This window comes from Pseudomonas sp. S12(2018), assembly GCF_024355235.1.
Taxonomy (GTDB): domain Bacteria; phylum Pseudomonadota; class Gammaproteobacteria; order Pseudomonadales; family Pseudomonadaceae; genus Aquipseudomonas; species Aquipseudomonas palmensis.
The window spans coordinates 705513-729119 of sequence record NZ_QLAD01000001.1 but is presented as its reverse complement, the minus strand read 5'-3'; the positions used below and the strand labels follow the sequence as shown (position 1 = coordinate 729119).

Annotated in this window: 21 protein-coding genes and 1 pseudogene; 15 read left to right on the top strand and 7 right to left on the bottom strand. The window is 67.5% G+C overall.

Annotation, left to right across the window (positions count from 1 at the left end; translation table 11 throughout):
* Positions 1-30: 30 nt before the first annotated feature.
* Both DN388_RS03435 and DN388_RS03430 read right to left on the bottom strand, forming a co-directional pair.
* Positions 31-960, bottom strand: a complete 930-nt coding sequence (locus tag DN388_RS03435; RefSeq protein ID WP_058540849.1) for a FecR domain-containing protein — start codon at positions 958-960, stop codon at positions 31-33.
* Positions 957-1457, bottom strand: a complete 501-nt coding sequence (locus DN388_RS03430) for a sigma-70 family RNA polymerase sigma factor (RefSeq protein WP_254996701.1) — start codon at positions 1455-1457, stop codon at positions 957-959. Before DN388_RS03430 ends, DN388_RS03435 begins: the two co-directional genes overlap by 4 nt.
* A gap of 201 nt (positions 1458-1658) precedes the next feature.
* On the opposite strand from DN388_RS03430, the pseudogene DN388_RS03425 reads away from it, so the two are divergent.
* The 6 genes and pseudogenes from DN388_RS03425 (at position 1659) to DN388_RS03400 (ending at position 7926) form a co-directional block, all read left to right on the top strand.
* Positions 1659-1963: pseudogene (locus DN388_RS03425) on the top strand (DUF3649 domain-containing protein).
* Entirely contained in the window at positions 1960-3537 is a 1578-nt protein-coding gene (locus DN388_RS03420; RefSeq protein ID WP_254996699.1) for a PepSY domain-containing protein, read from the top strand. Before DN388_RS03425 ends, DN388_RS03420 begins: the two are co-directional and overlap by 4 nt.
* Positions 3537-3863, top strand: a complete 327-nt coding sequence (locus tag DN388_RS03415) for a DUF3325 domain-containing protein (protein ID WP_254996697.1) — start codon at positions 3537-3539, stop codon at positions 3861-3863. The genes DN388_RS03420 and DN388_RS03415 overlap by 1 nt, the downstream gene beginning before the upstream one ends.
* 4 nt (positions 3864-3867) lie before the next feature.
* Positions 3868-4431, top strand: coding sequence for an RNA polymerase sigma factor (locus tag DN388_RS03410; RefSeq protein WP_100633479.1), 564 nt, complete (start codon positions 3868-3870; stop codon positions 4429-4431).
* Complete coding sequence (locus tag DN388_RS03405; protein WP_254996688.1) at positions 4428-5408, top strand: FecR family protein; 981 nt, start codon at positions 4428-4430, stop codon at positions 5406-5408. Before DN388_RS03410 ends, DN388_RS03405 begins: the two co-directional genes overlap by 4 nt.
* 103 nt (positions 5409-5511) lie before the next feature.
* Positions 5512-7926: a TonB-dependent receptor gene (locus DN388_RS03400; protein WP_213606266.1), complete on the top strand. Its 2415-nt coding sequence runs from the start codon at positions 5512-5514 to the stop codon at positions 7924-7926.
* A 65-nt stretch (positions 7927-7991) separates the two neighbouring features.
* Here the strand turns inward: DN388_RS03400 and DN388_RS03395 are convergent, their stop codons facing one another.
* Positions 7992-8867 (bottom strand): AraC family transcriptional regulator, encoded by an 876-nt coding sequence (locus tag DN388_RS03395; protein ID WP_043859711.1) that lies wholly within the window; start codon positions 8865-8867, stop codon positions 7992-7994.
* Between the two features lie 136 nt (positions 8868-9003).
* Here DN388_RS03395 and DN388_RS03390 point away from each other — a divergent pair, with 136 nt between their 5' ends.
* Positions 9004-9918, top strand: coding sequence for a DMT family transporter (locus DN388_RS03390; RefSeq protein ID WP_054914866.1), 915 nt, complete (start codon positions 9004-9006; stop codon positions 9916-9918).
* Positions 9919-9955: 37 nt separating this feature from the next.
* Here DN388_RS03390 and DN388_RS03385 read toward each other — a convergent pair whose 3' ends face one another.
* Both DN388_RS03385 and DN388_RS03380 read right to left on the bottom strand, forming a co-directional pair.
* Entirely contained in the window at positions 9956-10927 is a 972-nt protein-coding gene (locus tag DN388_RS03385; protein ID WP_054914865.1) for a D-glycerate dehydrogenase, read from the bottom strand.
* 73 nt (positions 10928-11000) lie between these two features.
* Positions 11001-11948, bottom strand: a complete 948-nt coding sequence (locus tag DN388_RS03380) for a LysR family transcriptional regulator (protein ID WP_043860975.1) — start codon at positions 11946-11948, stop codon at positions 11001-11003.
* A gap of 186 nt (positions 11949-12134) precedes the next feature.
* Here DN388_RS03380 and DN388_RS03375 point away from each other — a divergent pair, with 186 nt between their 5' ends.
* From DN388_RS03375 to DN388_RS03360, 4 genes are read left to right on the top strand one after another with little or no spacing between them, the layout of a single operon-like run.
* Positions 12135-13646, top strand: a complete 1512-nt coding sequence (locus tag DN388_RS03375) for an efflux transporter outer membrane subunit (protein ID WP_254996683.1) — start codon at positions 12135-12137, stop codon at positions 13644-13646.
* Complete coding sequence (locus DN388_RS03370; RefSeq protein WP_054914863.1) at positions 13643-15829, top strand: FUSC family protein; 2187 nt, start codon at positions 13643-13645, stop codon at positions 15827-15829. Before DN388_RS03375 ends, DN388_RS03370 begins: the two co-directional genes overlap by 4 nt.
* Positions 15819-16019, top strand: a complete 201-nt coding sequence (locus DN388_RS03365; RefSeq protein WP_043860978.1) for a DUF1656 domain-containing protein — start codon at positions 15819-15821, stop codon at positions 16017-16019. The genes DN388_RS03370 and DN388_RS03365 overlap by 11 nt, the downstream gene beginning before the upstream one ends.
* A gap of 11 nt (positions 16020-16030) precedes the next feature.
* Complete coding sequence (locus DN388_RS03360) at positions 16031-16888, top strand: HlyD family secretion protein (RefSeq protein WP_043860979.1); 858 nt, start codon at positions 16031-16033, stop codon at positions 16886-16888.
* Positions 16889-16914: 26 nt separating this feature from the next.
* On the opposite strand, the gene DN388_RS03355 is transcribed toward DN388_RS03360, so the two are convergent.
* Both DN388_RS03355 and DN388_RS03350 read right to left on the bottom strand, forming a co-directional pair.
* Complete coding sequence (locus DN388_RS03355) at positions 16915-17691, bottom strand: enoyl-CoA hydratase (protein ID WP_043860980.1); 777 nt, start codon at positions 17689-17691, stop codon at positions 16915-16917.
* 38 nt (positions 17692-17729) lie between these two features.
* Positions 17730-18182, bottom strand: coding sequence for a universal stress protein (locus DN388_RS03350; RefSeq protein WP_043860981.1), 453 nt, complete (start codon positions 18180-18182; stop codon positions 17730-17732).
* Between the two features lie 170 nt (positions 18183-18352).
* Here DN388_RS03350 and DN388_RS03345 point away from each other — a divergent pair, with 170 nt between their 5' ends.
* The 4 genes from DN388_RS03345 (at position 18353) to DN388_RS03330 (ending at position 23592) form a co-directional block, all read left to right on the top strand.
* A complete protein-coding gene (locus DN388_RS03345; protein WP_043860982.1) occupies positions 18353-19264 on the top strand; it encodes a LysR family transcriptional regulator in 912 nt (303 codons plus the stop codon).
* A 190-nt stretch (positions 19265-19454) separates the two neighbouring features.
* Positions 19455-21008, top strand: a complete 1554-nt coding sequence (locus DN388_RS03340; RefSeq protein WP_043860983.1) for an MFS transporter — start codon at positions 19455-19457, stop codon at positions 21006-21008.
* A gap of 20 nt (positions 21009-21028) precedes the next feature.
* Positions 21029-22105, top strand: a complete 1077-nt coding sequence (locus tag DN388_RS03335) for an HlyD family secretion protein (RefSeq protein ID WP_043860984.1) — start codon at positions 21029-21031, stop codon at positions 22103-22105.
* Positions 22102-23592, top strand: coding sequence for an efflux transporter outer membrane subunit (locus DN388_RS03330; RefSeq protein ID WP_254996676.1), 1491 nt, complete (start codon positions 22102-22104; stop codon positions 23590-23592). Before DN388_RS03335 ends, DN388_RS03330 begins: the two co-directional genes overlap by 4 nt.
* The last annotated feature ends 15 nt before the right edge of the window (positions 23593-23607 follow it).

Sequence of the window (23607 nt, the reverse complement as noted above, 5' to 3'; positions counted from 1 at the left end):
AAAAAACGGCTCAAGGTTCTGAAAATAATCTCAGGCGCGGGCTTCTACCGTGACCCAGTAGCGGGTGAAGCGCCGCACGCGCACCGGCAGCGACACCTCCAGCAGGTCCAGGATGCGTTCGCTGTCGGCCAGCGGGTAGCTGCCCGACAGCAGCAGGTCGGCCACCGCCGGATCGCACGTGAGCTGGCCGCGACGGTAGCGGGCCAGATCGTCGATGAAGTCCCCCAGGCGCGTATGCGCAGCCACCAGCATGCCGTCGACCCAGGCGCCGGTGTTGGCATCCACCGCATGGGTGGCGCCCCAGCGTGGCCCGTCGAAACGCGCCTGCTGCCCGGCTTCAAGCGCATGCCCGGCAAGCATCGCCCGGCCCTGCAGCACCGCCACCTGGCTGTGGTCGGCCCACTGGCGCACGTTGAAGCGCCCGCTCGACAGTTGCAGCAGGCCGTTGCCGGTCACCACGCGCAGGGGGCGGGGGTCGTCGGCCACATTGAGCAGCAGTTCGCCTTCGAGCAGGTGGATCAGCCGCTGTTCGCGGTCCAGGCGCACGTCGGCGGCGCTGGCGGTGTTCAGGTGCAGGTGCGTGCCGTCGTCCAGGCGCATCTGGCGGCGCTGGCCCAGCGGGCTGCGGTAGTCGGCCAGCAGGGGCGGCAGCGGGTTGTGCTGCTGCAGGGCCAGCCCGCAGGCGCCGCCCACCCCGAGCAGCAACAGCGCCTTGAGCGCGCGCCGCCGGCTGGCCGAGCGTGGCGCCTGCAGGGCGGCGTGCGCCAGTGGCGAAGACAGCCCGCGCAGGCGCTGATTGACCCGCTGTATGTGCTCCCAGGCGCGACGGTGTTCTTCGCTGGCCTGCAGCCAGCGCTCCATGGCCAGTTGCTGGCGGCTGTCGAGGGCACCGCCCTGCAGTTCGATCAGCCAGTGCACCGCCTGTTCTGCCACCTTTGGCGAGAATTCCTGGGCGTTCACAGGGCGAAGTAGCAGCGCATGGCCGCCTTGTTCAGATGGCGCTTCACGGTGGCCAGCGAAATGCCCAGCTCCCGGGCGATGTCGGCGTAGCCCAGGCCGTCGACCTGGGCCATCAGGAAGGCGCGCTTGACCACCACGGGCAGGCCGTCGAGCAGCCGGTCGAGTTCGATCAGGGTTTCCAGAATGATCGCGCGATGTTCTTCGCAAGGCGCCACCGCTTCGGGTAGCTGGGCCAGTGCCTGGTAGTAGGCGCGTTCCAGGTCCTGGCGGCGGTAGTGGTTGAACAGCACGCGCTTGGCCACCGTGGTGAGGAAGGCGCGAGGTTCGTTGAGCGTTGGTGTTTCGCGCGCCTGCAGCAGGCGCATGAAGGTGTCCTGGGCCAGGTCGGCGGCGCTGTGCGGGCAGCCCAGGCGCTGTCGCAGCCAGCCGGTGAGCCAGTTGTGATGGGCGCTGTAGAGGCGTTCGAGCGAAGCAGGGGCGGGCTGGGCACTGGGCACCGTGACAACTCCGGCGCCGGGGGGTGCGCAAAAGAATAAGAATTGTTCGCATTGTAGGATTTGAAGCCACAGGCTTCAAGCCACCCGCTGCAAGCGGCCATACCACCGATCTGCTTCTTCAGGTCCGTCTGAAGCGGTGTCTTTGCATCTGCGAATATTAATCATTAATATTACGCCCCTCCTCACACTGGACCCGCTGTCATGAAAAGCAAAGCCGCCGGGCTGCCATTCAGTTATCGCCTGGCCGTGACCTCGCGCAGCCTCGCGGCGCTGCTCGGCGGTTACCTGCTGGCGGCCATGGCCAGCGTGTGCATCACCTTGTTGCTGCCCATGCCCAAGGCCGACGCGGTCGTCACCGGCATGATGCTGTCGTTTCTGTTCTACCTGGTGGCGATCCTCTGGTGCTTCGCCTGTCGCAGCGCCTGGCATGCCTGGCTCGGGTGCTGCTGCCCGGCGCCGCGCTGGCCGCCATCAACGGCCTGGCCTACTGGATGCAAACCCCATGAAAGAAGGCTTTCGCCAGGCCATGGCCTGGCTGCACACCTGGGCCGGGCTGATCTTCGGCTGGCTGCTGTTCGCGATCTTCCTCACCGGCACGCTGTCGTACTTCAAGAGCGAAATCAGCCACTGGGCCCAGCCGGAGATCCCGTACCGCACCCTCGACACCACCGCCAGCCTGAGCCTGGCGCAACGCTACCTGCAAACCAACGCCGCCGATGCCGGCAGCTGGTTCATCCAGTTGCCCGAAGCACGCGACCCGACCCTGCGCGTGGGCTGGCGTGCACCCGGCGCCGGCCGGCGCGATTTCAACGAAAAGATCCTCGACCCCGCCACCGGCAATCAACTGCACCCGCGCGACAGCAGCGGCGGCGAGTTCTTCTACCGCTTCCACTTCCAGTTGCAGATGCCCTACCCGTGGGGCCGCTGGCTGTCGACCTTCTGCGCGCTGATGATGCTGGTGGGGCTGGTCACCGGCATCATCACCCACAAGAAGATCTTCAAGGAGTTCTTCACCTTCCGCCCCGGCAAGGGCCAGCGTTCCTGGCTCGACGGCCACAACGCGATCGGCGTGCTGGTGCTGCCGTTCCACCTGATGATCAGCTACAGCAGCCTGGTGATCTTCATGGCCATGGTGATGCCGGCCAGCATCAGCACGATGTATGGCGACAACCTCCAAGCCTATTACAACGAGCTGTTTTCGCGCGACGAGCCGGTCAAGCCGGCGGGCACCCCGGCACCGTTGGTGCCGCTGGCGCAGCTGTATGCCCAGGCGCGCCAGCAGGCGCCCGGCAGCGAGATCAGCTGGGTCGAGGTGCAGAACCCCGGTGACCTCAACGCACGTGTGCGCCTGGTGCGTGCCAGCAACGAGGGCATCGCCCAGAACCGCGGCGCCGGCTGGCTGTTCGACGGCGTGCAGGGTACCCCGCTCAAGGCCCCGGGCGAGCAGAGCACACCGTTGGTGATTGCCGCCGGCATGTACGGCCTGCACATGGGCCACTTTGCCGGCCCGACGCTGCGCTGGCTGTACTTCGTGTTCGGCCTGGCCGGCACTGCCGTGATCGGCACGGGGCTGGTGATGTGGCTGGGCAAGCGCCAGCTCAAGCACGCCAAGAGCGGCACCCAGCCCTTCGAACTGCGTCTGGTCGAGGTGCTCAACATCGCCAGCATGAGCGGGCTGATCCTCGCCGTGGCGGCGTTCTTCTGGGCCAACCGCCTGTTGCCGGTGGCCCTTGAAGGACGTGCCGATCTTGAGGTCGACAGCTTCTTTGCCGTCTGGGGCCTGGCCCTGCTGCACGCACTGTTGCGCCCCGGGCGCCGCGCCTGGGGCGAGCAACTGCTGCTGGGCGCGGTACTGTTCGCCGCCTTGCCGGTGCTCAACGCCCTGACCACTGGCACCGGCCTGCTGCCTGCGATCGCCCAGGGCGACTGGATGATTGCCGGGTTCGACCTCACGGCGCTGGGCTGTGGCCTGCTGCTGGCCTGGATGGCGCGCAAGATGCTGCGCCCGCAGGTGTTGGCGCCCAAGCGCGCGGCACGCACGCCCAGAGCCGCACCGCTGATCGAAAGCGAGGTGCAGTGATGCTGGCCATCGCATTGTTCGGCTTTGCCGCAGTGGCGGCGTTGTGCCTGGCCATGGAGCGCCATTACACCGACCTGCTGGGGCACAAGCCCACGCCCCGCCGCCTGGGTGGCCTGCGCATGGGCGGCTGGTTGCTGATCGCCGTGGCACTGGGGCTGGCGGTGCGTCACAGCGGCTGGGCCATGGGCCTGGTGGAGCTGAGCGCGGTAGTGATGGGCGGCTTGTGCGCGTGGGTGTTCGTCCTTCCCTACGCCCCGCGCCTGCTGCTGGGCCTGGCCGCGGCCAGCCTGGTGCTGGCGCCGCTGGCACTGCTGGCGCCGTACTGAAACGATGAGCGAGCCGCTCGACAGCCACGACGACGCCCCGGGCCGCGCACGTTTCGTGCAGGTGTTCGTGGCCCAGCGTGCGCGCATGGAGCGCCTGGTCAGCCGCCGCGTGGGCTGTCGGGCCACCGCCGCCGACCTGGTGCAGGAACTGTTCCTGCGCTTCTGGCGTCGCCCGCAGGTCGAGGTCGAGGCGCTGGACACCTACCTGCTGCGCTGCGCCGGCAATATCGCCATCGACCACCTGCGCAGCCAAGGCGCCCGCGAGCGGGTCAACGACAGCCTGCTGGCGCCGCATCAAGACAGCCATGCCAGCGAGCCCGAGGCCGCGCTGGAGGCTGGCAGCGACCTGCGTCGGATCGAGGCTGCCCTGCGCGAGCTGCCCGAGCGCACCCGCCAGATCTTCCTGCTCAACCGTATTCACGGCCGCACCTATGCCGACATTGCGCGGGCCATGGGCCTGTCCCAAAGCGCCGTGGAAAAACATATGATGCGTGCCCTCGAGGCCTGCAAGGCGAGTATCGCCGCCGAGCCTGCCGTGCCCCGCAAGCCAGGGAATGCCCCGCGATGAACGCTCCAGCCCCACCTACCGCCGAACAGCAGCAGGCCGCGCTCGCCTGGCTCGGCCAGATCAACCAGCAGCCCGCGCGTGCCGAGGGCGCCGCGTTCAAGCGCTGGTTGCTGGCTGACCCTGCGCACCCGCAGGTCTGGCGCCAGGCCCAGGCGCTGTGGCAGCAGACCGCCGCGCCTGCAGCACGCCTGGCCGCCGAAGACGCCCCGGCACTGGAGGCCTACCTGCGCGCGATGGACCGGCCTCGGCGCCGTTGGCCGGCCCGTGTGGCCGGGTTGGCACTGGCTGCCAGCGTGGTACTGGGCGTGGCGATGGGGGCGGGCTGGCACCCGGCCAACTGGGTCGATGACCTGGGCGCCGATTACGTGGCCGCGGTGGGCGAGCTCAAGGCCGTGACCCTGGCCGACCAGTCGCACCTGCTGCTGGATGCCGACAGCGCCATCGACGTGGACTTCAGCGGTGGGCAGCGTCGCGTGCAGGTGCGGCGCGGCGCGGTGTTCTTCGAGGTCACGCATACCGGTGCGCCGTTCACCGTACAGGCCGATGGCGGCGAGGTGCGGGTGTTGGGCACCCGGTTCGAGGTGCGTCGCCAGCCCCAGGGCACCACCGTTACCGTGCTCTCGGGCAAGGTCGGGGTCACGCCGGCGCCGGGGCAGGCGCAGCAGGTGCTCACGGCCGGCCAGCAGGTGGAGTACGCCCAGGGCCTGGCCGGTGCAGTGCAGGGCGTGGACAGCGAGAACCGCCTGGCCTGGCGCCAGGGCTGGCTCAACTACTACCAGGCGCCGCTGGCGCAGGTGGTCGACGACCTGGCGCGGCATTACCCCGGGCGCATCGTGCTGCTGGACGACGCCCTGGCGGCGCGCAAGGTCAGCGGCAGCTTCCCCGCCGCCCACCCGCTGGCGGCGCTGGACGCCCTGGGGGCGGTGGCCGGCTTCCAGCGCAAGACCCTGCTCGGGCGGGTCACGCTGCTGCGCTGAAAAATATTTTCACGGCCCGGTGAGGTAAGTACGTGCGGCAACCGTGTAGTGATTGAAAGTGCGATTCATTCGCATGAAACAGGTTCACTCACAGGTCGACGGCATGAAGTTCAGGGCAAAATCATCGTTGGTGCGTTGCGTTTCAATCGGGCTTGGGGCGGCAGCGTGGCTGCCGCTGGGGGCGGGCGTGAGCCAGGCGGTGGCGGCGCAGCAGGTCGAGCAGGTGTACCGCTTTGCCCAGCCCAGCAAACCCTTGCCCCAGGCGCTCAACGACTTCAGCCGGGTCACCGGGTTGAGCGTGGTCTACACCGTAGAGCTGCCCGGCCTTGCCGCGCCGGCCCTGACGGGCACGTTCAGTGCCGAGCAGGCCCTGCAGCGCCTGCTGGGCAACAGCGGCTTCACCTACCGCCGCGTGAATGCGCGCACCCTCACCGTCGAACCGCTGGCCCAGGCCGGTGCACTCAACCTCGAGCCCACCACGGTCTCGTCCCAGCAGGACAGCGTCGGCAGCTACCAGCCGCCGGCCACCAGCGCGATCATGCGCAGCCAGGTGCCGAACCTGGAGATCCCCCAGGCCATCAACGTGGTGCCGGCCCAGGTGCTCGCCGACCAGGCGCCGCGCAACCTCGACGATGCGCTGAGCAACGTCAGCGGCATCACCCAGGGCAACAACTTCGGCGCCACCGCCGACACCGTGATGAAGCGCGGCTTCGGCGACAACCGCGACGGCTCGATCATGCGTGACGGCATGCCGCTGGTGCAGGGGCGCAGCCTCAATGCCAGCACCGAGCGGGTCGAAGTGCTCAAGGGCCCGGCCTCGCTGCTGTACGGCATCCAGGACCCGGGCGGGGTGATCAACGTGGTCAGCAAGCGCCCGCAACTGCAGCGCTACAACGCCGTGAACCTGCGCGGCTCCAGCTATGGCAGCGGCAAGAACGGCAGCGGCGGCGGGCTCGACAGTACCGGCGCGCTGGGCGACAGCAACTTCGCCTACCGCCTGGTGCTCGACCACGAGGACGAAGACTACTGGCGCAACTTCGGCACCCACCGCGAGACGCTGGTGGCGCCGTCGCTGGCCTGGTTCGGTGAAGACACCCAGGTGCAGCTGGCCTATGAGCACCGCGAGTTCCTGTATCCGTTCGACCGCGGCACGGCCATCGACCCGCGCACCAACCACCCGCTGAACATCCCCAGCACACGTCGGCTGGACGAGCCCTTCAACAACATGGAAGGGCGCTCGGACCTGTACCGCCTGGAGGTCGACCATCAGCTTGCCGATGACTGGAAACTCCACTTCGGCTACAGCTTCAACCGCGAAACCTACGATGCCAGCCAGGTGCGCGTCACCGCGGTTGACCCTGCCAAGGGCACCCTCACGCGCAACCTGGACGGCACCCGTGGCGCCCTGAGCAGCGACCGCTTCGCCACCGTCAGCCTGGACGGCAAGCTGCAACTGGCAGGCATGCAGCACGACGTGCTGGTGGGGGTGGATGACGAGTACCGCAAGGTGTTTCGTGCCGACCTGATTCGCGGTGCCCGCAACACCTTCGATTACCTGGACCCGGTGTACGGCCAGGTCCAGCCCGGCACCGCCGTGCGCGACAGCGACAGCGACCAGACCGACAAGCTGCGCAGCAACTCGTTGTTCTTCCAGGACTCGATCCACCTCGACGAGCACTGGATTCTGGTGGCCGGTGCGCGCTATCAGCAGTTCGACCAGTACGCCGGTCGCGGCCGGCCGTTCAAGGCCAACACCGACAACAGCGGCCAGGCCTGGGTGCCGCGTGCGGGGCTGGTGTACAAGGTCGACGACACGCTGTCGTTCTATGGCAGCTACACCGAGTCGTTCAAGCCCAACTCCAGCATCGCGCCGATGACCGGTGGCCTGGTGCTGGATTCCTCGATTGCCCCCGAAGAGGGCAAGTCGTGGGAGCTGGGGGCCAAGCTCGACCTGCCGGGGGCGATCACCGGCAGCGTGGCGTTGTTCGACATCACCAAGCAGAACGTGCTGGTGGCCAATTTCGACACGGCCACCGGCGACACCCTGTACAGCAGCGCCGGCGAAGTGAAGTCGCGCGGCCTGGAGATGGACCTCACCGGGCAGGTGAGCGAGCGCTGGAGCCTGATCGGCAGCTATGCCTTCACCGACGCCCAAGTGTCCCAGGACCCCAAGCTCAAGGGCAACCGCCTGCAGAACGTGGCGCGGCATACCGGGTCGTTGTCGGCGGTGTATGACGTGGGCAGCCTGTTCGGTGGTGATCGCCTGCGGGTCGGCGCCGGGGCGCGCTATGTGGGCGAGCGGGCCGGCAACGCGGAGAACGATTTCGACCTGCCGGCGTACACCGTGGCGGATGCGTTCGCCAGTTATGAAACCCGGCTGGATGAGCACAAGGTGCGCTTTCAGCTGAACGTGAAGAACCTGTTCGACAAGACCTACTACAGCTCGGCAGTGAACCGCTACTTCGTGGCAGTGGGGGATGCGCGGCAGGTGAGCCTGTCGAGTACGCTGGAGTTCTGAGAGCACAGGAAGAACACCCGCCGTGAGGGCGGTGGGGGCCCTGTGGGAGCGGGCTTGACCCGCGATCAGCGGCGCATGGCCAACCGATAATCCCCCGGCGTGGCCCCCACCACCTGCCTGAAGCGATTGCTGAAATGGCTGGCACTGGCAAACCCGCACGCCAATGCCACCTCGCCCAACGCCCCGTCGCCACAGCGCAGCAGCTGGCGTGCCCGGGCCAGGCGCCGCGCCAGCAGGTACTGGTGCGGCGGCAGGCCGAAGCTTGCGCGGAACATCCGTGCAAAGTGGTAGTGCGACAGGTTGCACAGCAACGCCAGCTCACCCAGGCTGATCGCCTGCTCCAGGTGCGCCTCGATGTAGTCGGCCAGGTGCCGGCGCTGATGCGTCGCCAACCCGCCCTTCAGGCGCAGCCCCCGACGCAGCCCCACCTGGTTGAGCACCGCATGGTCGAGAATCTCGTGGGCCAGGCTGCTGGTCAGCAGGCGCTCGCCGGGCTCGTCCCAGTTCAGCTCGATCAGCCGGCCAAAGCGCAGCGCCTGCTCCGGGTCGTCGATGAAGGTCGCTTCGTGCAGTTGCACCTCGCGCGGTTCGCGGTCCAGCAGGCGGGTGCAGGCCAGGGCGAATTGCGCCTGGCTGATGTACAGGTGCGCCAGGCGGATGCTGCCATTGATCACCCAGTTCGAGGCGTGCTCGGCCGGCAGGATGCACAGCTTGCCGGGCCCGCCCTTGGCGGCGGGGCGATCCCGGCGAAAGGTGCCGGTGCCGCCGGCGATATAGCACGACAGCGTGTGGTGGCTGGGCGCTTCGTAGTCGCGGGCGTCGTGGCGGTTGTTCCACAGGGCTGCGACCAGCTCGTCGCCGAGCTGCGCACTGTGTTCCAGGCGGGCATTGGGCGAGGCGTGCATGGCTTGAAAGACTTGCAACTGGTCCAGCGGCGTCATGGGGTCTACCTCTGTCGGCCATCCTACTCGCGGCCACCGGGCCTGACAGCCCCGCCCAGCAAAAAACCGCAAGTTTGTGCAAGCGCACGGGGCGGCCCGCGCCGGACACTGCAGGCTGTCGTGAGGAGTGCATGCCATGAACCTGTCGTTGTACCTGCTGACCGTGCTGATCTGGGGCACCACCTGGATCGCCCTGAAACTGCAACTGGGGGTGGTGGCCATCCCGGTGTCCATCGTCTATCGCTTTGCCCTGGCGGCGCTGGTGCTGTTTGCCGTGCTGTTGATCGGGCGGCGCTTGCAGGTGATGAACCGGCGCGGGCACCTGATCTGCCTGGCGCAGGGGCTGTGCCTGTTCTGCGTGAACTTCATGTGCTTTCTGACGGCCAGCCAGTGGATCCCCAGCGGCCTGATCGCGGTGGTGTTCTCTACCGCCACGCTGTGGAACGCACTCAATGCGCGGGTGTTCTTCGGGCAGCAGGTGGCGGCCAACGTGCTGGCGGGTGGCGCGCTGGGGCTGGGCGGGTTGGGGCTGCTGTTCTGGCCGGAGCTGGCCGGGCATGCGGCCAGCCGCGAAACCCTGATCGGCCTGGGCCTGGCGTTGCTGGGTACGCTGTGTTTCTCGGCGGGCAACATGCTCTCGAGCCTGCAGCAGAAGGCCGGCTTGCGGCCGATGACCACCAATGCCTGGGGCATGCTCTACGGGGCCGGAATGCTGGCGCTGTACTGCGTGGTCAGCGGCATACCGTTCGCGATGGAATGGAATGTGCGGTATGTGGGGTCGCTGCTGTACCTGGTGATCCCGGGGTCGGTGATCGGCTTTACCGCGTACCTGACGCTGGTGGGGCGCATGGGGCCGGAGCGTGCGGCGTACTGCACGGTGCTGTTCCCGCTGGTGGCGCTGAACGTGTCGGCGTTCTACGAGGGGTACCAGTGGACAGCGCCGGCGCTGGGCGGGCTGGTGCTGGTGATGCTGGGCAATGTGCTGGTGTTCAGGAAGGGGCGGGTGGTGACGCCTTCGCCGGCAAGGCCGGCGCCTACCAGGGCCGCGTAACCCTTGCAGGAGCCCGCCTTGCTGGCGAATGGCAGCCTTACTTCCACACCTGCGGGTTCACCAGGTCGCGCGGGCGCTCGCCCAGCAGTGCCGCGCGCAGGTTGTCGATGGCACGGTTGGCCATCGCCTCGCGGGTTTCGGCCGTAGCCGAGCCCACATGCGGCAAGGTCACCGCATTGGCCAGCTGGAACAGCGGCGAATCGCTCAGCGGCTCCTTCTCGTACACATCCAGCCCTGCACCGCGAATCGTGCCCTGCTGCAACGCCGCCACCAGCGCCGCCTCATCCACCACCGGCCCTCGCGACACGTTGACCAGAAACGCACTGGGCTTCATCAGCTTCAGTTCGCGCTCGCCAATCAGGTGCCTGGTGTTGGCCCCCAACGGCACCACCAGGCACACGAAGTCGGCTTCGGCCAGCAGTTGATCCAGGCTGCGGTACTGCGCGCCCAGTTCCTGCTCCAGCGCGGTCTTGCGGCTGTTGCCGCTGTAGATCACCGGCATGTTGAAGCCGAACCGGCCACGCCGCGCAATCGCCGCGCCAATGTTGCCCAGCCCGACGATGCCCAGCGTCTTGCCATGCACGTCGCTGCCAAAGTGTGCCGGGCCCACGGTGGCTTTCCATTCGCCGGCCTTGGTCCAGGCGTCCAGCTCGGCCACCCGCCGCGCTGCGCTCATGATCAGCGCAAAGCCGAGGTCGGCGGTGCTTTCGGTGAGGACGTCAGGGGTGTTGGTCAGGGCGATGCCGCGCTGGTTGAAGTAGGCCAGGTCGTAGTTGTCGTAACCCACCGACACGCTCGACACCACCTGCAGCTGCTCAGCGTTGTGCAGCTGCGCTTCGCCCAGCTTGCGCCCCACCCCGATCAGGCCGTGGGCCTGGGGCAGCGCTTCGTTGAACTGGGCATTGATGTCGCCCAGCTTGGGGTTGGGCACGATCACGTTGAAGTCTTGCTGCAGACGCTCGACCATCGGGGCGGTGATGCGGCTGAAGGCCAGTACGGTCTTTTTCATCGGCGAACTCGCTGCGGGCAGGGGAGAGTGGGTAGCACGCTATCATTCTCCGCCGCCCCTGTGCAGCAAGATTTCAGGTGGCGATGAGCAGCTCGTGGGTCTTGAGGTCGGCCTCGTGGGCCGCGAGGATCTCCGGCAGCGAGTTGCGCAGGTACTCGACCCAGGTCTTGATCTTCGCATCCAGGTACTGGCGCGAGGGGTAGATCGCGTACAGGTTCAGCTCCTGCAGGCGGTACTCGGGCATCACCCGTACCAGGCTGCCGTCGCGCAGGCCGTCGATGGCCGAGTAGATCGGCAGCACGCCCACGCCCATGCCGCTGCGGATCGCCGCCTTCATGGCATCGGCCGAGTTCACCTGGAAGGGCGCCTGGGTGATGTTCACCACCTCCTGGCCCTCGGGGCCGTCGAACAGCCATTTTTCCAGCGGGATCACCGGGCTCACCATGCGCAGGCAGGCGTGCTTGAGCAGGTCGGCCGGCTTGTGCGCCACGCCGTGGCGCTTCACGTATTCGGGCGAGGCGCACACGATGCTGTAGGTGATGCCCAGGCGCTGCGACACGAAACCCGAGTCCGGCAGCTCGCTGGCGAGCACGATGGACACGTCGTAGCCCTCGTCCAGCAGGTCGGGCACGCGGTTGGCCATGGTCAGGTCGAAGGTCACGTCGGGGTGGGTTTCGCGGTAGCGGGCGATGGCGTCGATGACGAAATGCTGGCCCACGCCGGTCATCGAGTGCACCTTCAGTTGCCCGGCCGGGCGCGCATGCGCGTCGCTGGCCTCGGCCTCGGCTTCCTCCACGTAGGTGAGGATCTGCTCGCAGCGCATCAGGTAGCGCTTGCCCGCTTCGGTCAGTGCGATGCGCCGGGTGGTGCGGTTGAGCAGGCGGGTTTGCAGGTGCGCTTCAAGATTGGAAACCGCCCGCGACACGTTCGCGGTGGTCGTATCCAGTTGCACGGCAGCGGCGGTGAAACTGCCGACTTGCGCGACGCAACTGAAAGCACGCATGTTTTGCAGGGTGTCCATGGGGCGCTCTCAAGGAAGACGACAGAATTGTGACATGAAGTAACCAAAGCAGTCTTCAGACTAAAGCCGGATTATCGCGGTTTTCGTAACAAAGATTCGCAGTAAAGCACGCTTATCGCCAGTGCGGCGGCCCCCTAGAATTGCGTCACCTAGCGTCATCCACCTTCTAGTCGGGAACTCGCAGCTGTGCCGCGTCGCATCATCAGAGCGCTGAATGCGCTCAGTGTCTGTGCCTTTAGCTTGACCTTGAGCGGCTGTATCGGAACCTGGGGCATCGCCCCGCAAAGCAAGATGCTGCAAGCCAATACCCTGACCACCGACGCGGCCATCCGAGCAGCCGCGCAGGATGCCCACTGGCCCGACCAGCAATGGTGGCAAGCCTATGGCGACCCGCAACTGGCGCGCTGGATCGCCCTGGCGCTCCAGGGCAGCCCGACCATGGCCATGGCCGCTGCCCGCGTGCGTGAAGCCAGGGCCATGGCCGGGGTGATCGAGGCCGACGAAAAACTGCAGGTCAACGGCCAGTCCAGCCTCAAGCGCCACAACTGGCCCGAAGACCAGTTCTATGGCCCCGGCGCGCTGTCCGGTGCCAACACCTGGGACAACAATGCCACCCTGGGCCTGAGCTATGCGCTGGACCTGTGGGGCCGCGAGCGCAATGCCAGCGAGCAGGCCGTGGACATGGCCCACATGAGCGTGGCCCAGGCGCGCCAGGCGCAGCTCGAACTGCAGAACAACATCGTCAAGGTGTACATCCAGCTGTCGCTGCACTTTGCCCAGCGCGACATCGTCAAGGCCGAGCTGGCCCAGCAGGAGCAGATCCTGGCCCTGGCCGAACGGCGCCTGGCCGGCGGCATCGGCACCCATTTCGAGGTCAGCCAGGCGCAGACGCCGCTGCCCGAAACCCATCGCCAGCTCGACAGCCTCGATGAAGAAATCGCCCTGGCGCGCAACCAGCTGGCCGCGCTGGCCGGCAAGGGCCCGGGCGAGGGCGCGCAGTTGCAGCGGCCGAATCTCTCGTTGGCCACCGCGCTCAAGCTGCCGTCGGCGCTGCCTGCCGAGCTGGTGGGGCAGCGTCCCGACGTGGTTGCCAGCCGCTGGCAGGTGGCGGCCCAGGCGCGCGGTATCGATGTGGCGCATGCCGGCTTCTTCCCCAACGTCGACCTGGTCGGCGGGCTCGGCTTCATGGCCACCGGCGGCGGTGCGCTGGAGTTTCTCACCGGGCGCAAGTTCAACTACAACGTCGGCCCGGCCATCAGCCTGCCGGTGTTCGACGGTGGCCGCCTGCGCTCGCAACTGGGCGTGGCCTCGGCCGGCTACGACATCGCCGTGGCGCGCTACAACCAGACCGTGGTCGAGGCCCTCAAGGGGGTGTCCGACCAGTTGATCCGCCGCCACTCGATGGACGAGCAGCAGCACTTTGCCGCCGAGTCGGTGGCCTCGGCGCAGAAGACCTACGACATCGCCATGATCGCGTTCCAGCGCGGCCTCACCGACTACCTCAACGTGCTCAATGCGCAGACCCTGCTGTTTCGCCAGCAGCAGATCCAGCAGCAGGTGCAGGCCGCGCGCCTGACCGCGCATGCCGAACTGGTCACCGCCCTGGGCGGTGGGCTGGGCGCCGGCAACGATGTGCCGACGCCGGATAAGCAGGCCGCACCGGCCACCCCGCGCACCCTGGCGGTGTTCGACAAATGAGCGCCATGACCCTGCCGTTTCGTTGGCTGGCATCACTTGAATGGCGTCGCGGCTTCTTCGAATGGGCGCGTAGCGACGGCGTCACCTGGGTGTACATCTTCAAGGTGCTGAGCGCGGCGTTTCTCACCCTGTGGCTGGCCATGCGCCTGGAGCTGCCGCAGCCGCGCACCGCGATGATCACCGTGTTCATCGTGATGCAGCTGCAGAGCGGCCACGTGTTCGCCAAGAGCTTCTACCGCCTGCTCGGCACCCTGGCCGGTTCGTCGGTGATGGTCGCGCTTATCGCGATCTTCCCGCAGAACACCGAGCTGTTCCTGCCCAGCCTGGCGATCTGGGTGGGCATCTGCTCGGCGGGGGCGATGCGCTACCGCAACTTTCGCGCCTATGGCTTCGTGCTGGCCGGCTACACCGCGGCCATGGTCGGCCTGCCGGCCCTGCAGCACCCCGACGGTGCATTCATGGCGGCAGTGTGGCGGGTGCTGGAGATCTCCCTGGGCATCCTGGTGTCGACCCTGGTCAGCGCCGCGATCCTGCCGCAGTCGGCCAGTGCCTCGATGCGCAACGCCCTGTACCAGCGCTTTGGCGTGTTCGCCGGCTTCGTCGCCGAAGGCCTGCGCGGCGACAGCCAGCGCGACCGTTTCGAAAGCAGCAACGTGCGCTTCATCGCCGAGGCGGTGGGCCTGGAAAGCCTGCGCAGCGTGACCGCCTTCGAAGACCCGCACATGCGCCGGCGCAACGGCCGCCTGGGCCGCATGAACAGCGAGTTCATGGCCATCACCACGCGCTTCAACGCCCTGCACCAACTGCTCGAGCGCCTGCGCCAGCGCGGCCCGCTGCAGATCGTCACGGCCATCGAGCCGGGCCTCGATGCCCTGGCCAACCTGCTCGACGGCTATGCCGGGCGCTCGCTGACCCACGCCGATGCCGCGCGCCTGGCCGAGCAACTGGCCGCCTACAAGGACGACCTGCCCGAGCGGGTACGCAGCCTGCGCGCCGCCTACCTCGACACCGCGCCCAGCGACGCCGACCTGCTCGACTTTCACACCGCCTACGAACTGCTGTACCGCTTCGTCGACGACCTGCACAGCTATGCCCAGACCCACGCCTCGCTGGCCGAGCACAGCCACGCCCGTGAGCAATGGGACGAACCCTACGTGGCCCAGACCAACTGGCTGGTGTCGCTGGCCGCCGGCGTGCGGGCCGCGTTCATTCTGCTGGTGCTGGGCAGCTTCTGGCTGGCCACGGCGTGGCCCAGCGGGGCCATGATGACCCTGATCGCGGCGGCCACCGTGGGCCTGTCGGCGGCCACCCCCAACCCCAAGCGCATGTCGTTCCAGATGGCCTGCGGCACCCTGTTCGGCGCGCTGGTGGGGTTCTTCGAAACCTTCTTCGTGTTCCCCTGGATCGACGGCTTCCCGCTGCTGTGCATGGTGCTGGCGCCGGTGTTCGTGGTGGGCGCGTTCCTGGCCTCGCGCCCGGCCTACGCCGGTTATGGCCTGGGCCTGTTGATCTTCTTCTCGACCGGCTCGGTGCCCGACAACCTCACCGTGTACAACCCCTACACCTTCGTCAACGACTACATCGCCATGGTCATCGGCATGCTGGTGTGCGCGGCGGCCGGGGCGATCATCCTGCCGCCCAACAGCCGCTGGCTGTGGAGTCGCCTGGAGCAGGACCTGCGCGGCCAGGTGCTGTTCGCCATCAGCGGGCGCCTGCGCGGGCTGGGCTCGGCGTTCGAGAGCCGCACCCGTGACCTGCTGCACCAGGCTTATGGCCTGGCCGTGGGCCAGCCCCAGGTGCAGAGCAAGCTGCTGCGCTGGATGTTCGTGGTGCTGGAGGTGGGCCACGCGATCATCGAGCTGCGCAAGGAACAGGCGATACTCCCGGTGCACCCGTGCTATGCCGAGTCCCAGCCCTGGCGCCAGGCCATCCGCGTGATGGGCCGGGCGCTGGCGCGGCTGTTCCTGCAGCCCACCGCCAGCAATCACGAGCGTGCGCTGGTGGCAGTGGACCATGCGATCAGCCGCGTGCAGGCCACCGACGAACCTTTCGCCCGGCACTTCGACACCTCGGCCCTGCGCCGGGTGCAGAGCTACCTGCACTTCATCCGTACCTCGCTGCTCGACCCACAATCGCCGCTGGCCCACCTGCCCGCGACGCAAGGACTGCCCGATGCCCCGTGAAATCGCCTTCCACGGCCTGTACATGCCGACCATGACCTTGATGTTCCTGTTCGCCGCAGGGCTTGCCTGGGGGCTGGACCGGTTCATTGCCGGGCATGACGGCTACCGTTTTTTCTGGCACCCGGCGCTGCTGCGCCTGTGCCTGTTCATTTGCCTCTTTGGCGCCATGGCGCTGACCGTCTACCGTTGAGACCCTAGTCGATGAAAAAGTTTTTCAGCCTGATCGCCACCTTGCTGGTACTGGCAGCTGCCGTGGCGATCGGCCGGCAATTGTGGGTGCAGTACATGAACACGCCCTGGACCCGTGACGGGCGGGTACGCGCCGACATCATCAACGTGGCCGCCGACGTGCCCGGCTATGTGGTGGACGTGCCGGTGCGCGACAACCAGCTGGTGAAGAAGGGCGATCTGCTGATCCAGATCGACCCCGAGCACTACGAGGTGGCGGTCAGACAGGCGCAGGCGCTGGTAGCCTCGCGCAAGGCCACCTGGGAGATGCGCAAGGTCAATGCGCACCGGCGTGCCGACATGGACAACCTGGTGATCTCGAGGGAGAACCGCGACGACGCCAGCAACATCGCCAACTCGGCCCTGGCCGACTACCAGCAGGCCCAGGCGCAGCTGGCGGCGGCAGAGCTGGACCTCAAGCGCACGCGCATCCTGGCCACGGTGGACGGCTACGTGACCAACCTCAACGTGCACCGCGGCGACTATGCGCGCACCGGTGAGCCGAAGATGGCGGTGGTCGACAAGGACTCGTTCTGGGTCTACGGCTTCTTCGAGGAGACCAAGCTGCCGCACGTGAAGGTGGGCGATCAGGCCGACCTGCAGATGATGAGCGGCGAGGTGCTAAAGGGTCATGTGGAGAGCATCTCGCGCGGCATCTATGACCGCGACAACCCTGAAAGCCGCGAGCTGATCGCCGACGTCAACCCCACCTTCAACTGGGTGCGCCTGGCCCAGCGGGTACCGGTGCGCATCCACATCGACGAGGTGCCCGAAGGCTTCCTGCTGGCAGCGGGCACCACCTGCACGGTGGTGGTCAAGCCGCGCGATTGAGCGCGTGCCGCTGCCATGGCGAACGTTCAGCGGTGCATGAACTGCGGCTCGCGCTTCTCGGCGAACGCGGCCATGCCTTCCTTCTGGTCTTCGATGGCGAAGGTGGAATGAAACAGCCGGCGCTCCTGGCGTACGCCTTCGCTCAAGGTGGTTTCGAAGGCGCCGTTCACCGCCTCCTTGGCCATCATCGCTACCGGCCCGGAGTAGCCAGCGATCCGCGCCGCGACACGCAAGGCTTCGTTGAGCAGCGCCGCGTCGCTCACCACCCGGCTCACCAGGCCGCAGCGCTCGGCTTCGTGGGCGTCCAGGGTGCGCCCGGTGAGCACCATGTCCATGGCCTTGGCCTTGCCGATGAAGTGCGCCAGGCGCTGGCTGCCGCCGGCACCGGGGATGGTCCCCAGCTTGATTTCCGGCTGGCCGAAGCGCGCGCTCTCGGCGGCGATGATGAAGTCGCACATCAGCGCCATCTCGCAGCCACCGCCCAGTGCGTAGCCGGCCACCGCGGCGATCACCGGTTTGCGAAAGCTGGCCAGGCGCTCCCAGTCCACGGTCACGAAGTCGCTGGTGTACACGTCGATGTAGTTGCGGTTGCGCATGGCCATGATGTCGGCCCCGGCGGCGAACACCGTGTCGGTGCCGGTCAGCACCACGGCGCGCACGCTGCGGTCCTGTTCCAGGCGGTCAAGCACGCCGGCCAGCTCCGCCGCCAGTTCGGCGCACAGGGCATTGAGCGACAGCGGCCGGTTGAGGCGAATCAGCGCCACCGCGTCAATCTGTTCCAGCAGCAGGTAATCGAGTTTCATCCGTGTAGTCTCGTTCAAGGGGTGAGTGCAAGGGGGCGTCAGAGATGACGCGCATCGACCAGTACCGGGCAACCGGCCTTGTCGATGACTTTGCTGCTGATCGAGGGGTCGAACATGCGGTCCAGCCGCGACAGGTGGCGGTGGCCCATCACGATCAGGTCGCTGCCCAGGCGCTTGGCCTCGGCGACGATGCTCGACACCGGGTCGCCATTGACCAGGTTGCCTTCGGTCTGGAAGCCGCGTTCGCGCAGGTGGGTCACGGCCTGCAGCATGCTCATGTCGGCCACCTGCTGTTCATGGCTGGCCGCCGGGTATTCGGTTTCGTCCTGCGGGCTGATGTGGCCGTCCTGTTCGGGCAGCGCGTAGGCACGGTCGACCGCCAGCAGCACATGCAGGCGATGACGGGTCTGCTCGCAGAACGTGCTGACGGTTTCCAGGATGCCGTGGCTGCGTGGCGAGCCATCGATGGCGATCAAAACGACGCTGTACATGGGGCAGGGTCCACTCACTGTGCAAAGAGCAGCATTCTTGAAAAAAGCATGCGGCGCGGTAAATGGTGCAGCGTGCAATGACTAGTTGCGCCACATGCAGGGGCTGTGAGCGCGGCGGAAACTGTTAAGCTTTGCCCCGGACTCAACGAAGCAATGAATGGATGCTTGCCATGCACTTTCCAGATATGAATTTGCTGGTCGCGCTGGATGCGCTGCTCGATGAAGGCAGTGTGGTCGGCGCGGCGCGGCGGATGAACCTGAGCCCCGCGGCCATGAGCCGTACCCTGACGCGCATTCGCCATGCGGTGGGTGACCCGATTCTGGTGCGCGCCGGCCGCGGCCTGGTGCCCACGCCCAAGGCCATGGCCCTGCGCAGTCAGGTGCGCAGTGTGGTGGAGCAGGCCAACCAGGTGTTCAGTTCCAGTGACGAGGTCGACCTGCAGAGCCTGGAACGGGCCTTCAACCTGCGCGCCAACGATGTGTTCATCGCGCCCTTTGCCGCGCCCCTGCTGGAAACCATGCGCGAACAGGCGCCGCACACGGTGCTGCGCTTCGTGCCCGAAGGCGAGGGCGGCGACGAGGACGCCGCACTGCGCGACGGGCGCCTGGACCTGTACATCAGTGCCACGCGCAACCTCGGCCCCGAGATCAAGGTGCAGAGCCTGTTCTCCACCACTTTCGTCGGCCTGGCGCGGGTCGATCACCCGATCTTCGATGACGAGATCACCCCCGAGCGCTTCGCCGGCTACGAGCAGATCAGCGTGTCGCGCCGTGGCCGCGCCGCCGGCCCGATCGATGCGGCGCTGGCCGGCATGGGCCTGCAGCGGCGCGTGGCGCTGATCACCCCGAGCTTTCATTCGGCGATGTTCTCGCTGCCCGACTCCGAGTTGCTGCTGGCGCTGCCCGAGCACGTGCTGATGAGCGTGGCCCGGCTCGGCCTGCCGCTGCGCTCGTTCCGCATCCCGATGGCGCTGGAGGCGGTGACCATCATGCAGGCCTGGCACCCGCGCTTCGACAACGACCCCGCCCACCGCTGGTTGCGCCAGACCCTCAAGGAATGCTGCTCCAGGCACTACGCCTGAGCCCGGGGCAGGCACGCGTTAGCGCGACTTTTGTGGATTGCGTTTGACGCAGCAATAAACTGCGAATATGTCAGTTTTCGTCATCTATTGGCCTCCATAGACTTGCCGGGTACTTAACTACCCGGAGTCCTCCTGCCATGTGTGTGCCTTTTTTCTGCCGTGCTTCAGCGCCTGTGGGCGGGGGCCGGCCATGACGTCGCTGGCGGCCCAGGCGCCCTTGGGGGCCACCCCGGCGCCCGCCGCGGCGCCTGCCAAACCGGCCGCCCCGGCTGCCTTCGGCCTGCGTATCGTGGTGGGCCTGGTCGGCGTGCTGCTGGCGGTGCTGTGCGCCGGCCTCAACGAGATGGTCACCAAGATGGCCCTGGCCGACATCCGTGGCGGGATGCACATCGGCGCCGACGAAGGGGCCTGGCTGGTGGCGCTGTACTCGGCCACCTCGGTGTCGGCCATGGCCTTTGCGCCCTGGTGCTCGGTGACCTTCTCGCTGCGCCGCTTCACCCTGTGTGCCATCGGCGCCTTTGCCGTACTGGGGCTGCTCTGCCCGTTTGCACCCAACCTCGAAAGCCTGATGCTGCTGCGCACCCTGCAAGGCCTTGCCGGGGGCGCGCTGCCGCCGATGCTGATGAGCGTGGCGCTGCGCTTTCTGCCCCCCGGCATCAAGCTCTACGGCCTGGCCGGCTACGCCCTGACCGCGACCTTCGGGCCGAGCCTGGGCCTGCCGCTGGCGGGCATGTGGACCGAGTATGTCGGCTGGCAGTGGGCGTTCTGGCAGATCATCCTGCCCTCGCTGGTGGCCATGGGCTGCGTGGCCTGGGGCCTGCCGCAGGACCCGTTGCGCCTGGAGCGCTTCAAGCAGTTCGACTGGCGCGGCCTGTTGCTGGGGCTGCCGGCCATCTGCTCGATCGTGATCGGCCTGTCCCAGGGCGACCGCATGGGCTGGTTCAACTCGCCGCTGATCTGCTGGCTGCTGGGCGGCGGGGTGGTGCTGCTGGTGCTGTTCATGATCAACGAATGGTCGCACCCGCTGCCGTTCTTCAAGCTGCAGATGCTGCGCAACCGCAACCTGACCCACGCCCTGATCACCCTGGGCGGGGTGCTGGTGGTGCTGTCGGCCGTGATCATCATCCCCACCAACTACCTGGCCCAGGTCCAGGGCTATCGGCCCGTGCACAGCGGCCCGGTGATGCTGCTGGTGGCGCTGCCGCAACTGCTGGCGCTGCCGCTGACCGCGGCGCTGTGCAACATCCGCGCGGTGGACTGCCGCTGGGTGCTGGCCATCGGCCTGGGCATGCTCGCCATGTCATGCCTGGGCGGCACGCAGATCACCTCGCAGTGGGTGCGCGAAAACTTCTATGTGCTGCAACTGTTCCAGATCTTCGGCCAGCCGATGGCGGTGATCCCGCTGCTGATGCTCGCCACCGGCGGCATGACCCCGCAGGACGGCCCGTTCGCCTCGGCCTGGTTCAACACCATCAAGGGCCTGGCTTCGGTGGTGGCCGCCGGGGTGCTGGAGGCCCTGACCACGGTGCGCCGGCATTTCCACTCCAACATGCTGGTGGACAACCTGGGCAACTCGCCGCTGGCCGCCAGCGATGCGCCGGGGTTGGCCAGGCGCATCCATGAGCAGGCCGTGGTGCTGACCTCGGCCGACCTTTACCTGTGCATGGCGCTGCTGGCACTGGCGCTGATCGTGCTGATTCCCTTTGTGCCTACCCGGATCTACCCGCCGCGTGCAGTGGCCTAGTCCCGTCGAGAGAGAAAGACATGACCTCAAGTAAAACTTCCAGACTCACCCTGATCGCCGTGGCGGTGATCGTCGTCGCCGGCCTGGCCTATGTGGCGCTGCCCGCGCTGTTCGGCAGCGGCGGCACGCAGTCCACCAACGATGCGTACGTCACGGCCGACTACACCGTGGTGGCGCCCAAGGTGTCGGGCTTCATCAAGGCGGTCCACGTCGAGGACAACCAGCAGGTCAAGGCCGGCCAGGTGCTGGCGCAGATCGACGACCGCGACTTCCAGGCGGCGCTGGCCGCCGCCGACGCGCAGTTGCTGATGTCCCGCGCGCAGTACCAGAACGCCCGCGCCACCCTCGAACGCCAGGCTTCGCTGATCGCCCAGGCCCAGGCCACGGTGGCTGCCGACGAGGCGGCGCTGGCGTTCGCCAACCATGAACTGACCCGTCACACCCGCCTGGCCGAGCAGGGCGCCGGCACCGTGCAGAACGCCCAGCAGGCGCGCAGTCGGGTCGATCAGGCCCAGGCTCGCCTGGCCAACACCCGTGCGGCGCTGGCCGCGGCACGCAAGCAGGTGGACATTCTCACCGCGCAGGTGGAGGCGGCCCAGGGCGGCCTCAAGCATGCCGAGGCCGCGCTGGACCGTGCCCGCCTGGACCTGTCCTACACGCAGATCGTCGCACCCATCGACGGCATGGTCGGCGAGCGCGCCGTGCGCGTGGGCGCCTACGTCAACCCGGGCGCACGGCTGCTCTCGGTGGTGCCGCTGGCGCAGGCCTACGTGGTCGGCAACTTCCAGGAAACCCAGCTGACCCACGTGCAGCCAGGCCAGGCAGTGCTGGTGAGCGTGGATACCTTTGCCGGTGAACAGCTGCGCGGCCATGTGCAGAGCGTGGCCCCGGCCACCGGCCTGACCTTTGCCGCAGTCAAGCCGGACAACGCCACCGGCAACTTCACCAAGGTGGTGCAGCGCATCCCGGTGAAGATCGTGCTCGACGCCGACCAGCCATTGCTCAGCCGCCTGCGCGTGGGCATGTCGGTGATCGCCAAAATTGATACCCAGAGCCCGGCCAGGGCCCAGGCCGGCAACGAGGTCAGCGCTCGATGAACTTCGCACAGGCTACTTCGCCCTTGCTGCTGGGCGCCACGCTGACCCTCGGCGCCTGCAGCCTGGGCCCCGATTTCGAAGCGCCGCGCTCCACCGCGCCGTCGGCCTGGCCGACCCTGCAGGAGAAGGCCGGCCCCAGCCAGCCCGAGGCGACACCGCTGCAGGCGCGCTGGTGGGAGCAGTTCAACGATGCGCAGCTGTCGTCACTGGTGCAGCGCGCGGTCGAACGCAACCTGGACCTGCAGGTGGCCACCGCCCGGCTGATGCAGAGCCGCGCGGTGCGCAGCAGCATTGCCTCCGAGCAGTACCCGTCGGTCGACCTGAACGGCAACTACAGCCGCGCCCGCAACAGCGAGGATGGCCTCAACGACCCGTCCGGCAAGAACGGCAAGTCGGCCTTCAACCTGTGGCAGGGCGACTTCACCGCTGCCTGGGAACTGGACCTGTGGGGCCGGGTGCGGCGTGAGGTGGAGGCCGCCGACGCCAGCGTCGAGGTGGCCGAAAACGACCGCCAGGGCGTGCTGCTGTCTTTGCTGGCCGAGACCGCCCACGACTATATCCAGCTGCGTGCGGTGCAGAGCACCCTGGCGGTGATCCGCGAGAACCTCGACGTGTCGCGCCACAGCCTGCGCCTGTCGCAGATGCGCCTGAACGATGGCGTGGCGACCAACCTCGACGTGGCCCAGGCCAAGGCGCAGGTGGCGTCCATCGAGGCGCGCCTGCCCACCCTGGAAGACCGCCAGGCGCAACTGATCAACGCCCTGAGCCTGCTGCTGGCCGAACCGCCACGCAGCCTGCAGAACGAACTGCTGCAACCGGCACCGATGCCGCAGACCGCGCAGCGCTTTGCCATGGGCCTGCCCTCGGAACTGGCCGAGCGGCGCCCCGACATCCGCCAGGCGCAGGCGCAACTGCACGCCGCCACGGCCAGCATCGGGGTGGCCAAGGCCAACTTCTATCCGAGCATCCGCCTGTCGGGCAGCGCGGGGTTCCAGTCGCTGCAACTGTCGGACTTCGGCAACTGGAGTTCGCGCCGGTTTGCCATCGGCCCGCAGTTGAGCCTGCCGATCTTCGAAGGCGGGCGCCTGACCGGCGTGCTCAAGCTGCGCGAGGCGCAGCAGCAGGAAGCGGCTGTGCAGTACCAGCAGGTGGTGCTGCGCGCCTGGCACGAGATCGAGGATGTGCTGCGCCTGTACAACGCCAGCCAGCTGCGCCGCGACCTGCTCGACGAAGCGGTGCGCCAGAGCCGGGTGGCGCTGGACACCGCGCGCAACCAGTACGTGGAGGGCGCGGTCGACTTCCTCAACGTGCTGACCGTGCAGAGCGCCTTGCTGGCCAACCAGGAGCAGTGGGTCGAAAGCTCGGCGGCGGTGTCGCTGGCCATGGTCGGCCTGTACAAATCCCTGGGTGGGGGCTGGCAGTCATTTGCCCCACCGGCCCAGGCCAGCGCTGAACTCGATCGAGGGCAGCGGTCAAAGCACCCATGAGGCCTGCGCCGGCCG